This window comes from Paraburkholderia sp. SIMBA_027 (assembly GCF_046535315.1).
Taxonomy (GTDB): domain Bacteria; phylum Pseudomonadota; class Gammaproteobacteria; order Burkholderiales; family Burkholderiaceae; genus Paraburkholderia; species Paraburkholderia tropica.
Genome location: NZ_JAWRWY010000014.1, coordinates 123,506 through 136,096, shown reverse-complemented (window position 1 = coordinate 136,096; position 12,591 = coordinate 123,506). Strand labels below are relative to the sequence as shown.

Here is a 12,591-nt window from a genome sequence, read left to right as displayed (position 1 = left end):
GATGAAACGTGACTTAAAGCGTCGGAGCGGGCAGCGCGTCAGCGGGCACGTCCATGGTCGAGCCGAACCACTTCTCCTGCAGCTTCTTCATCGTGCCGTCCTTGTTTGCGCGGGCGATGCCGTCGCTAAAGAGCTTGAGCAGCGCGGCGCTGTCTGCGTCTTTGCGTGCAACCCACGCGAAGTAGCTCTTCGGGCCGATGGTTTGCGGCAGCAGCGTGAACACGCCCGGACGCGACTTCATCAGCGGCCCGAGATTCGCGACCGATTGCGCAACAGCGTCGAGACGGCCCACCGCGAGGTCCGCATACGCTTCGTCGAACGACACGTATTGCTTGATCTGCTTGATGCCGGGGCCGCCTGCTTCCTTGAGCTTCTTGTCGAGCGCGACGAGCGCCTGCAATTGCGCGGAACCCGTTTGCGAGCCGACCACCTTGCCGTTCAGATCGTTCGGCGATTTGATGGCGCTTTCGTTCGCACGCAGCAGCACGCCCGTCGTGGCGTCCGCCACCGGCAGCGTGAAGGCGAAGTGATCGGCGCGATCCTTGTTGACGGTGACCGCGGTCACAACGATGTCGAAACGCTTCGCGTCGAGGCCCGGCAGCAGGCCCTGAAACGGCAGATCGAGCTGCTTCACCTTAACGTCGGGAAGCGACTTGAGCACATAGGCCATGAGGTCGGCGTCATAACCGACGATCTTGCCGTTATCGACATATTCGAACGGTGCGTAACGTGCTTCGGTCGCGACCGTGATTTCCTTGTTCGATTTGATGCGCGCGAGCAGATCGTCCTGTGCGAGCACGGGCGCGGCGGCGGCGAGCGTGAAGACGCCGCTCAGGGCGAGGACGAAACGGCGGACTGACTTATGCATGATGTTCCCTGGAAGACCGTGGCGAGTGGTGAAAGTGACAGGAATCGTATTCAAGTGACTTGAATGATGTTCAATTAGCATGATGCGTGCCAGCGGCTGGAAACGCCGCTGCACAAGGCGGGGGGCGAGAAGGTGCGGACGCGGCGTGCACCGCGAGCGTGAGCGATGCCGTGATGTGCAACGCATAAAAGGCGCGATGCACCGTGATGGGGATGCGGGCGGTGCGGAAACGTGCTTGGCGGCGGCAAGCGCGTGAAACGCGCGAAACGGTGTGCTGCTAACGACGCCGGTGTGTGAGGATTTCGATAAGAGAGCCGGGACCGGGCGCGTTGCTCAGGCCGGCTTCTGCCCGATGGATATTGACCGATTCATCGTATCGGTTTGAAATGGCTCATTTCCATGCATCGAGTGCTAGCATGGAAATGAATCGGGGATCGTTCCGTGCTCAATAAAAGAATCGTAATACGGTATGAATTAAACAGATAAACCCCCGTCTTTCAGGAGAGGCACACGATGCGAGAACTCAGCGGCGGCAATGCGTGGCAATACACGCTCAATCTGCTTAGCGGCGGCCCGGTTCCTCACGGTCATGCGGTGCGCGCTTCGCGTCGCGCGTGCGCCAGTCGAGCCGCGCGGATCGATCCTTCCATCGCGCGGCCCGTGCCCGCCTTGCGCGCGCATTTTGCGTTTGTCGAAGCGTGGTCGGACAACCTGATTTCGGTATCGTGGAGCGATCCCACCAGCGGGCGTTATGCGGAACAGCCGTGGCGGCTGTGCATCGCGAGAAAGCGTGGGCTGTGCGCGCTCACGGGCGCGCCGATTCAGCGCGGCGACAAGATCTATCGGCCTTTTACGCGCGGTGTGGCGCCGATCAACGCGGACTGGGCTGTGCTGGCTTCCGCGCTCGACCCGTCGCTTATCCCCCCGTCACGGGAGGGAAAAACGCAATCTCGCTGTCCTGCCTGACCACGAAGTCGTTGCTGACCATTTCGTGATTCACCGCCACGCGTACCGGCCGGGCGCTGTCGAGTGCTTCGGCCGCGCCTGCGCCGCGTTGCCTGAGTTGTTTGCGCAGCGCGTCGATGGTGATCGGTGTGTCGTCGACTTGCAGTGTTTCTTCGGACACGCCGAGTGATTCGCGAATGCTCGCGAAATATTTAATGGTGAGTTGCATGAATAGTGTCCTGATGCGCAATCGTGCGAGGGAATGTTCAACCGTGCTGCGATAAACGGATTTCATCCCCAGCGAAGCATGGCCTGCTCGTCTTGGCTTTTCGCTTCGACCCAATGCGATTCGCCATCGCGGCAGATTTCTTTTTTCCAGAACGGCGCGTGCGTTTTCAGAAAATCCATGATGAATTCGCAGGCTTCGAATGCGGCTGCGCGATGCGGCGAAGCCACCACGACGATCACCACCGGAAGACCGAGCGCAATACGTCCTATCCGGTGCACGATCTTCACCGCATCCAATGACCAGCGCGCCGCCGCTTCCTCGACGATGCTCCAGAGCGAATGCTCGGTCATACCCGGATAGTGCTCGAGTTCTAGCGCGACAATGTCGTCGCCATCGCCGCTATTGCGCACGATGCCGACGAAATCCACCACGGCGCCCACGTTGGGGTTACGCATGATCGGTGTGACTTCCGCCGCCACGTCGATGGGTGCGTGCTGCACGCGCACTTCAAAGCCCGCTGCAATGCCGCTTGCGAACAAGCGCAGATCTTCAGCCGGCGGTTTTTCATCGGCGTGCCGCTCGTCTCGATCCGAAGGCTGTGTCATTGCGTTATTTCCTCTGGGGTCCTCGATACGTCCGCGATGCGGGATTCGTGAGGCGCAAAGCGGCGCGCGCGGTTCAGCCGCCAACCAGCGACATGCGCACGGTGGGCCAGCTCTTGCCCGTACCGGCGCGGCGGCGGTCGGCGTTCAATTCCGAATAGCGGTCGTCGCGGGCGTTCCAGCGCGCGTGAATGGCGTCCTGCAAGTGCTCGCCGGGCACCGCTTCGCCGAGCCACGGTTTGAGATCCGCGCCTTGCGTCGCGAACAGGCAGGTATAGAGCTGGCCGTCCGCGGACACGCGGGCGCGCGAGCATTGCCCGCAAAACGGCTCGGAGACGCTGGCGATGAACCCCACCGTGCCTTGGCCGTCCACGTGGCGATAATCGACCGACGTGGCGGAGGCATCGGCACGATCGGCAGCGACGAGCGGAAATACCGTTTCGACGATCGCGCGCATCTCGTGCGCTTTCAGGACCGTGGAATTCGACCAGCCCGCCGCGCCGCCCACATCCATGAATTCGATAAAGCGCAGCGCAATATCGCTACTTTTGAAATGCTGCACGAGCGGCAGAATCTGATTGTCATTCACGTCGCGCTCGATCACCGTGTTGACTTTCACCGGCGCGAGGCCCACAGCCTGCGCCTGTTCGATGCCGTCGAGAATGCGCGCGACGGGCAGATCCACGTCGCTCATGCGGCGGAATACGGTGTCGTCGAGCGCGTCGAGGCTGACCGTCACGCGCGAGAGGCCCGCGTCGCGCAAACCACGCGCACGCGCGGCGAGCAGCGAACCATTCGTCGTCAGCGCGATATCGAGCGGCTTGCCGTTGAGCGTGGTGAGTCGGGCGAGACGTTCGATGAACGTTTCGAGTCCGCGTCGCAACAGCGGTTCGCCGCCCGTGATGCGGATTTTCTCGACGCCGAGCGCAACGAATGCCTGCGCGATTTTCATCATCTGATCGAACGAGAGCCGCTCGGAAGCGCGCAGAAAACGATAGTGCTCGTCGAAGACCTCGCGCGGCATGCAGTAGGTGCAACGGAAATTGCACTGGTCGATCACGGAGAGGCGCAAATCGCGCAGCGGCCGGTCGTGACTGTCTCGTGCCGCAGCGGCGGACGCATCGACGGCGCGGGCAGTCACGGCGGATTGGGCGGTAATAGCTTCGGCGACGGCGTTCACGATCGGTTGGGGTAGGGCGAAAAGGCGATTGGAATACGTCGATAGGCTCCATCAGCGGTCAATTGGAGCGATATCGCGAGCGTGTGTGCAGCATAGTGCCGCGGGCGCACGACGCTGGTGCACAGTCGGTGATGGAACGCAGCAGTACAGTTGGGCCGCGAGGGCGAACCCTCAGGTCAATTGATAGGGACGGACTGGCGCAACCGGCTCGGGCAGGGCGCATCCGCAGAGTTCCAGCACGGAGCGCTCGATATTGCGCGACATGGCGTCTAGGGCGAGCGCATTGGGCGTCAGGCTGAATGGATCGGCAACTTCGCTGGCAATGGCTTCGAGCGCAATCAGCGTGTAGGAAATGAATACGCACAGCAGCGGCGTGAAGAATTCCGTGGAGTCGACCAGCCCGAACGGCAGCAGCACGCAATACGCGTAGACCGTGCGATGCAGCAGCACGTTGTACGCAAACGGAATGGGCGTGGAGGCAATGCGCTCGCAACCGCCCAGCGACTTGCCGAGTTCGGCGAGTTGCGCGTCGAACATCCACAGACGCGTATCGGAGGCGTGAAGGCGATGTTGGCCGATCGCCAGTTCATGCCGCATGTCGTTGAGTATCGACATGGGTTTATAGCACTGGCCGCTCAGCGCATCGGCCCGTTCGCGTCCAAGCAGGCGCAAAAGATCCTGCGAGGGATCGGAACCGCGTAATTCGTGTTTGAGCGCGTAAATGAAGGCAATCAATTGCTGCGCGATGCGTTGGGCGTCGGCGCGCTCCGGCACGTAGCAGAGTATTTGCGACGTGAGCGTGCGGGAAGCGATCAGCAGATTGCCCCAGAGATGGCGCGCTTCGTTAAAGCGTTCGTAACTCGCGTTATTGCGAAACGCGAGAAAGATCGCGAGCGCTACGCCGAATAAGGTAAACGGCGCCGTATTGAGCGGAATCTTTTCGCCGAACACGCGCCCGTGCGTGAAGACGGCGAGGGTGCTGACCACGGCCATGAAAATCAGCTGCGGAATGATCGACGAGAGTACCGAGCCGTTCCAGATGAACAGCAACCGGAACCAGTTTTCGCGCGGTCGGACAATCATGATGCTTGTTTATTATGGACACGATGCGGATGCCGCGCGCGCCCGCGCAGTTTTACTCGCAGTTCTCGCGGGCGCGGCGCGGCGTCATGCCAGTCAGTGATAACCTGGGTCGCCTTCGCGCACCTTGCCCCGGAACACGCGGTATTGCATCGCGTTGTAGACGAGAATGACCGGCAAGACGATCACCGTGCCGACGAGCGCGAATAGCTGGCTCGAACGTGTCGACGAGGCCTCCCAGATCGTGAGCGAAGGCGGGATGATATACGGCCAGATGCTGATAATGAGCCCCGTGTAGCCCAGAAAGCAGATTGCCAGCGACAGCACGAAAGGCGTGGTTTCGTGGCGCGCACGCAGCGCATGGAAAATGCCCCACACGCTGGCGACCACGAGAATCGGCACCGGCAGAAACCAGCCGAGATTGCCGCTGAGAAACCAGCGATGTCTCACCGAAGGCAAACCCAGCACGGTCCACAGGCTGACGATGGCAATCGCCAGCAGCAGCACCGCCACGAGCGGGCGCATGACTTCACGCATCTTGCGCTGAAGGTCGCCGTCCGTTTTCATGATGAGCCAGCCGCAGCCGAGCGTGGCGTAGGTGAGCAACACGCCGAAGCCGCAGAACACGCTGAACGGCGAGAACCAGTCGAAAGGATCGCCCGCGAATTTATCGTCGACGATCTTGATGCCTTGCAGCAGCGAACCGAGCGTTACGCCCTGGCACATGGCCGCGAGCGCCGAACCGCCAATGAACGCGAGGTCCCATGCGTGTTGCGTGCGCGTGGCTTTTGCGCGCAATTCGAAAGCCGCGCCACGGAATATCAGGCCTACCACCATCAGGATCAGCGGCATGTAATTGGCGGGCAGCAAAGTGGAATACACCACGGGAAACGCGCCGTATAAACCGGCGCCGCCGAGCACGAGAAACGTTTCGTTGCCGTCCCAGACCGGCGCGACGGTATTGAGCATCACCTCGCGTTCGCCCTTGCCTTCGAAAAACGGAAAGAGCAGGCCGATGCCGAGATCGAAACCGTCGAGCATCACGTAGATAAACACGCCGAGCCCGATAATGGCGGCCCAGATTACAGGAAGGTCGATTTGCATGGCCTTACTCTCCCACCACGGCGTCTAGCGCGCGATTATGCAAGCCCGGATATTTCAGCGACTCGTTCGTTTCCACGCCGGTCGCCGGTCCTTTTTTCATCATCTTGAGCATGTAATACACGCCCGTGCCAAACACGAGGAAATAGACGATCACGAAGATCAGCAGCGACACGCCCGCCTGTTGTGCGCCAATAGGCGAAACCGAATCGATGGTGCGGACCACGCCATAAACGGTCCACGGCTGGCGGCCGACTTCGGTGGTGATCCAGCCTGCGAGCAGCGCGAGAATGCCCGAGGGGCCCATGCAGAACACCAGCCGCTGAAACGCGCGCGATTCGTACAGCCGGCCGCGCGGTCGCAGCAGCAGGCCCAGCACGGCAGTCAGCAGCATCAACATGCCTAGCCCGGCCATGATGCGGAACGTCCAGAAAATGATCGGCGAATACGGCCGGTCTTGGGGCGGAAATTCCTTGAGACCGCGAATTTCGCCATTCCAGCTATGCGTGAGAATCAGGCTGCCTAAATGCGGCACCTGGATTGCGTAGCGCGTGACTTCGGCGTCCATATCGGGCAGACCGACGAGATTGAGCGCCGTGCCGCCGTGCTCGGTTTCCCAAAGCCCTTCGATGGCCGCGATTTTCGCGGGCTGATATTCGCGCGTATTGAGCCCGTGCGCGTCGCCGACGAAAATTTGCACGGGCGCGAGCACGAGCAGCATCCAGAGCGCCATCGAAAAGCTGCGCTTGACCGGCACGTCGCGGCGGCCGCGCAGCAAATGCCATGCGCCGCACGCGGCCACGATAAACGCGGCGACGATAAACGCCGCAATCGTCATATGCGCGAGCCGGAACGGGAAGGACGGATTGAAGATCACTTTCCACCAGTCGACCGGCACGATGCGGCCATTCTGGATGGCATAGCCTTGCGGCGTTTGCATGAAACTATTCGACGCAAGAATCCAGAAAGTGGAAATGAGCGTGCCGACCGCCACCATGAGCGTGGAAAAGAAATGCGCTTTCGGACTCACGCGATTCCAGCCGAACAACATGACGCCGAGAAAACCGGCTTCGAGAAAGAAGGCGGTCAAGACTTCATAGGTCAGCAGCGGTCCGGTAATATTGCCCGCTATGGCGGAGAAGCCGCTCCAGTTCGTGCCGAATTCGTAAGCCATCACGACGCCCGACACCACGCCCATGCCGAACCCCACGGCGAAGATCTTCACCCAGAAGCGGTACATGTCTTTATAGGCGGGGTCGCCGGTGAGCAGCAGACGCCATTCGAGTACGGCCAGGAAACTCGCCATGCCGATGCTGATTGCCGGAAAGACAATATGAAAGGAGACGGTGAACGCGAATTGCAGCCTGGCGAGATGAAAGGCGTCGAAAATATCCATGATTTTTGTAAACTCCCATTGGCGACTGCATGCGCATGCCCAGAGCGGCCGGACGCGGCTGCGCGGCGCCCGGCGGCATTGCACACAACTAATTTCCCGCCGCGCGCACGACGTGTACTGGCACGGATTTATACGAGGGCGTGCCACTTTCCTTGTCGATGTAGTCGAGCGGAACGAGCACATTGGCTTCAGGATAGTACGCAGCGACAGAACCACGCGCGATGCTGTACACAATCGCCGTGATGTTCTTCAGACGAAGCGTGCGTCCCGATGACGTGACGGTTTCGATATCGACCTGATCGCCGTGCTCGATGCCGTAAGCCGCCATATCGTCGGCGTTCATGAAGAGCACGTCGCGGCGGCCAAACACGCCGCGATAGCGGTCGTCCATTGCGTAGATCGTCGTGTTGTACTGGTCGTGGCTGCGTATCGTGATGAGCCGCAACACGTTTTGAGCGCCCAGCACGTCGGCGTCTTCCTTCACGCCGCCATACACCGAGAACACGGCTTTGCCCGAGGGCGTGTGCCATTGCCGTTCGGTGGGCGGCAGCGGCAGACGGAAACCGCCCGGCGCGCGGATGCGCCGATTGAAGTCCTCGAAGCCCGGCACGGTGCGCTCGATGAGATCGCGAATCTTGTCATAATCGGCGATCAGTTCCATCCACGGCACTTTGGTATGGGGCAGCGTGGCGCGCGCCATGCCGGCCACGATGGCGGGCTCGGAGCGCAGCTGGTCGGACGCGGGCGTGAGCTTGCCCGCCGACGCATGCACCATCGACATCGAATCTTCCACCGTGATCGATTGGCGCCCGCTGCTTTGCATGTCGAGCTCCGTGCGGCCGAGGCACGGAAACAGATAGGTTTCCTTCGACACCAGCAAATGCGTGCGATTGAGTTTCGTGCCGATATGCACGCCGAGGTCGAGCGAGGCCATCGCAGGAAACGATTGCTCGGCGTCGGGCAACGCCACCGCGAAATTGCCGCCGAGGCACAGCAGCGCCTTGGCCTTGCCGTCGATCATCGCCTGCATGGCTTGCACCGCGTCGTGACCGTGGCCGGCGGGCGGCGTGAAGCCACAGGCGTCTTCGATCAGCTTGAGAAAGGCTGGCGACGGCTTTTCGGTAATGCCCACCGTGCGATTGCCTTGCACATTCGAATGGCCACGCAGCGGACATATACCCGCGCCGGGCTTGCCGAAATTGCCGCGCATCAGCAGCAGGTCGGCGATCAGGCGCACGTTGGCCGTGCCCTTGTTGTGCTGCGTGACCCCCATGCCATACGTGACGATGGTGGCATTCGATTTTGCGTAGGCAATCGCCACGTGTTCGAGATCGGCCCGCGCGAGGCCGCTGGCTTTCTCGATGTCGTCCCACGTGGTCGCCTCGAGGTCTGCCGCGAAAGCATCGAAATTGTCGGTATGTTGCGCGATGAACGCGTTATCGAGCACGCCGCCTTGCTCCGCTTCCATTTGTAGCAGCGCTTTCATTACGCCTTTGAGCGCGGCGGCGTCGCCGCCCGCATCGACCTGGAAGTACGTCGAGGCGATGCGCGTCGAGCCGAAGGTCGCCATTTCGATCATGCTTTGCGGATCGGCGAACCGTTCGAGCGCGCGTTCGCGCAGCGGATTGAACACGATGATGGGCACGTTGCGGCGCGCGGCCTCGTGCAGCGTACCCATCATGCGTGGATGATTCGTGCCGGGATTATGACCAATGGAAATAATCAGTTCGGTCGAATCGAAATCGTCGAGCGATACCGTGCCTTTGCCGATCCCAATTGATTGCGGCAGGCCAACGCTGGTCGGCTCGTGACACATATTCGAGCAATCGGGAAAATTGTTGGTACCGAATTCACGCGCGAACAATTGATAAAGAAATGCGGCTTCGTTCGATGCGCGTCCCGACGTATAAAACTCCACCTGATCCGGCGAAAGCGAACGCAGAATTTCGCCGATTCGCGCGAAGGCGTCTTCCCAGTCGACGGGGCGGAATGTATCCGTCGCGCGATCGTAGACGAGCGGATGGGTGAGCCGCCCCATGTCTTCGAGTTCGTAATCGGTCTTTTGCAGCAGCGAGCTGACGGTATTGGCCGCGAAGAATTCAGGCGTGACGCGTTTGCTGGTGGCCTCCCAGGTGACCGCTTTCGCGCCGTTTTCGCAGAACTGAAACGTCGATCGGTGCTCCTTGTCGGGCCACGCACAGCCGGGGCAGTCGAAGCCGTCGGGCTGGTTGGTCCGCATCAGCGTGATGGGCGCCTCGATGCTTTCCATCTGGTCGTGAATCGCCTGCGCCGTGGCCTTGAGCGCGCCCCAGCCGCCCGCCGGGCCGGTGTAGGGATGGACGCCTGGCACATCGCGTAGTTTCGTCATAGGAAACTCCATTCGGTGTTTCGCTTACGCGCCGAAGTCGCCGAGCATGACGGCGCCGCAACCGCATCGCGATGAAAGCTCATCCCCGTTATCAGGATTCAGTTTAGGAAATCCCGATATGGAGACAAGAATGAAATACTCCGATTCGCCTTGCTTGACTCGCCGATTCCGTTGCGTTGTGTTTAATTGAATATATCGATTTCCAATGACGAATGTGCGCTTCAAAATGGTGAATTCGACCGAAGCGGCTTGCAAGCAGAGGGAATTGAAGCGTGCCATTCTATTCTAGAGATGAGCATTCAGGGCGTGAACGTGTACTGGCCGATATTAGCTATCGGCGCACGCATTGGGCGCGTTCGTGCATCATGAAAACTGGAAAAGCGATGAACACACATGCGCTTTAGAAAGCGGGCAGTTCCGCGGGCTCGGAGGAAGCGTGCAACAGCACGGGAATCGACTTGGAAGTCGGCGTGTTGCAGACGTCGCCCACGCTCGCGAGTGGCACGAGCGGATTGGTTTCGGGGTAATACGCACCAATACAGCCACGCGGAATATCGTATTCCACGAGGCGGAAATGATCGGCGCGGCGCGCGATGCCGTCCTCCCAGACGGTGCTCATATCGACCCAGTCGCCATTCTCGAAGCCCAGCATCGCGATATCGGCGGGGTTGATGAACACCACGCGGCGCTGGCCAAATACGCCGCGATAACGGTCGTCCAGCGCGTAGACCGTGGTGTTGTACTGGTCGTGCGAACGCGTCGTCATCAGCGTCATCAGACGGTCGCCGTGCTGCGCCTTCGCGCGCGCGATCGGCGTGTCCTGCTGCACCGCGTGCACGATGAAATTCGCTTTGCCGGTGTCGGTTTTCCAGTCGCGCTCGCGCGAGGCAACGCGCAGATGAAAGCCGCCGGGGTGCTGGATGCGTTCGTTGTACCGGTCGAAACCTTCGATAGTCTGCTCGATCGCGTCGCGCACTTTGGCGTAGTCGTTCGCATAGCCGAGCCAATCCACTTTGCCGTCGCCGAGCGTGGCGTGGGCGATATTCGCCACGATCGCCGTTTCCGACATCAGGTTCGGCGAGGCCGGCTTGTTCATGCCGTAAGAGATATGCACCATGCTCATCGAATCCTCGACCGTCACGCCTTGCGCGACGCCGTTCTGCATGTCGATTTCGGTGCGCCCGAGCGTCGGCAGAATGAGGGCGCGCTCGCCATGCACGAGGTGGCTGCGATTGAGCTTGGTGGTGATGTGAACGGTGAGTCTGCACGAGCGCAGGCCGTCGAAGGTGCGCAGCGTGTCCGGCGTCGCCATCGCGAAGTTGCCGCCAAGGCCGATGAACACCTTGAGGCGGCCTTCGAGCATGTGCTCGACCGTTTCCACGACGTCGAGTCCATGCTCGCGCGGCGGCGCGAAATCAAAAACTTTGCCGAGACGATCGAGAAACGCTTGCGAAGGCTTTTCCTCGATGCCGACGGTGCGGTTGCCCTGCACGTTCGAATGGCCGCGCACGGGGCACAAGCCCGCGCCCTCGCGGCCGATATTGCCGCGCATCATCAGCAGATTCGAGAGCAGATGCACGGTTTGCACCGAGTGCTTGTGCTGCGTGATGCCCATGCCCCACGTAGCAATCACACGTTTGCCGTTCGCATAGACGCGAGCAAGGCCTTCGATATCTTCGCGCGCCACGCCCGATTCCGCTTCGAGCAGCGGCCAGCTTTCGTTGCGCAGATCTTCGGCGAAGGCCGCGAAGCCCAGCGTGTGCTCGCGGATAAAGTCGATATCGAGCACGCGTTCCGTGCCGTTTTCGAGCGCTTCGTCGTCGAGTTCGATCAGCCGCTTGGCCACGCCTTTAATCAGCGCGAAGTCGCCGCCGAGTTTCGGTTGAATGAACATCGACGCAATTTTCGTGCTGCCGAACGTGATCATTTCCAACGGATGCTGCGGGCTCGTGAAGCGTTCGAGACCACGCTCGCGCAGCGGATTCACCGACACGATCGTCGCGCCGCGCCGCGAAGCCTCGCGCAATTCGCCGAGCATGCGCGGGTGATTCGTCGCCGGATTCTGGCCGAAGATCATGATGGTGTCGGCGGCTTCGAAATCGTCGAGCGTGACCGTGCCTTTGCCGATGCCCACCGTCGTCGGCAGGCCGCGGCTGGTCGCTTCGTGACACATATTCGAGCAATCAGGAAAATTGTTGGTGCCGAACATCCGCACGAACAGCTGATAGACGAACGCGGCTTCGTTGCTCGCGCGGCCCGAGGTGTAGAACGCGGCTTCGTCGGGCGAATCGAGCGCGTTCAATTGTTCGGCGATCAGCGCGAAGGCGTCGTGCCATGCGATGGGCTGGTAGCGATCAGTGATCGCGTCGTAGACCATCGGATCGGTGAGGCGGCCGTGCTGTTCAAGTTCGTAATCGGTCTGCTTCATCAGCGACTCGACAGTGTGCTTCGCAAAGAAGTCCGGCGTGACGCGTTTGCTCGTGGCTTCGGCGGCCACGGCTTTCACGCCGTTTTCGCAGAACTCGAATGTCGAGGCGTGCTCGCGGTCGGGCCATGCGCAGCCGGGACAGTCGAAGCCATCCGGTTGATTCTGTTTGAACAGCGTGCGGTAATTGCCGCCCGATACGCGTTCCTTGATCAGATTGATGGCGACATATTTGAGCGCGCCCCAACCCGCGGCGGGGTGGTGATACGCCTCGATTTTTCCCTTTGATTTCGCCTTGTCCATTGCCCTTCGCTCCGTTGGCGTTGCGCGGCCCCGGGGTCGATCCGCGAGGCGTCAAGCGCGCTAACTGCATAGCCGAAAGCGTAAAAGGTCAGGG

General features: G+C 60.8%; 10 protein-coding genes. 1 reads left to right on the top strand and 9 read right to left on the bottom strand.

Annotation, left to right across the window (positions count from 1 at the left end; genetic code table 11):
• Window positions 1-13 precede the first annotated feature (13 nt).
• A complete protein-coding gene (locus tag SB764_RS25900; protein ID WP_065059727.1) occupies window positions 14-868 on the bottom strand; it encodes a transporter substrate-binding domain-containing protein in 855 nt (284 codons plus the stop codon).
• 513 nt (window positions 869-1,381) lie between these two features.
• On the opposite strand from SB764_RS25900, the gene SB764_RS25895 reads away from it, so the two are divergent.
• Window positions 1,382-1,834: a DUF3331 domain-containing protein gene (locus SB764_RS25895; RefSeq protein WP_082991878.1), complete on the top strand. Its 453-nt coding sequence runs from the start codon at window positions 1,382-1,384 to the stop codon at window positions 1,832-1,834.
• Here SB764_RS25895 and moaD read toward each other — a convergent pair.
• From moaD to SB764_RS25855, 8 genes are all read right to left on the bottom strand, one after another.
• Window positions 1,785-2,042 (bottom strand): molybdopterin converting factor subunit 1, encoded by a 258-nt coding sequence (moaD, locus tag SB764_RS25890; protein ID WP_065059726.1) that lies wholly within the window; start codon window positions 2,040-2,042, stop codon window positions 1,785-1,787. The two genes, SB764_RS25895 and moaD, sit on opposite strands and share 50 nt — an antisense overlap.
• Before the next feature lie 62 nt (window positions 2,043-2,104).
• Complete coding sequence (locus tag SB764_RS25885) at window positions 2,105-2,647, bottom strand: molybdenum cofactor biosynthesis protein MoaE (RefSeq protein ID WP_080180754.1); 543 nt, start codon at window positions 2,645-2,647, stop codon at window positions 2,105-2,107.
• Window positions 2,648-2,720: 73 nt separating this feature from the next.
• On the bottom strand, window positions 2,721-3,824 hold the full coding sequence (gene moaA / locus SB764_RS25880) for a GTP 3',8-cyclase MoaA (protein WP_410865470.1): 1,104 nt from the start codon (window positions 3,822-3,824) through the stop codon (window positions 2,721-2,723).
• Between the two features lie 171 nt (window positions 3,825-3,995).
• Window positions 3,996-4,907 carry a bestrophin family protein gene (locus SB764_RS25875; RefSeq protein ID WP_065059724.1) on the bottom strand — a complete coding sequence of 304 codons (912 nt, stop codon included), beginning with the start codon at window positions 4,905-4,907 and terminating at the stop codon, window positions 3,996-3,998.
• 93 nt (window positions 4,908-5,000) lie between these two features.
• Entirely contained in the window at window positions 5,001-6,008 is a 1,008-nt protein-coding gene (gene cydB / locus SB764_RS25870) for a cytochrome d ubiquinol oxidase subunit II (RefSeq protein ID WP_065059723.1), read from the bottom strand.
• Window positions 6,009-6,012: 4 nt separating this feature from the next.
• The gene (locus SB764_RS25865; protein ID WP_410865467.1) at window positions 6,013-7,401 is read right to left on the bottom strand and encodes a cytochrome ubiquinol oxidase subunit I; all 1,389 of its coding nucleotides are present in this window, start codon (window positions 7,399-7,401) and stop codon (window positions 6,013-6,015) included.
• A gap of 88 nt (window positions 7,402-7,489) precedes the next feature.
• On the bottom strand, window positions 7,490-9,769 hold the full coding sequence (locus tag SB764_RS25860; protein ID WP_065059721.1) for an FdhF/YdeP family oxidoreductase: 2,280 nt from the start codon (window positions 9,767-9,769) through the stop codon (window positions 7,490-7,492).
• Window positions 9,770-10,169: 400 nt separating this feature from the next.
• The gene (locus SB764_RS25855) at window positions 10,170-12,497 is read right to left on the bottom strand and encodes an FdhF/YdeP family oxidoreductase (protein WP_410865464.1); all 2,328 of its coding nucleotides are present in this window, start codon (window positions 12,495-12,497) and stop codon (window positions 10,170-10,172) included.
• Window positions 12,498-12,591: the final 94 nt, after the last annotated feature.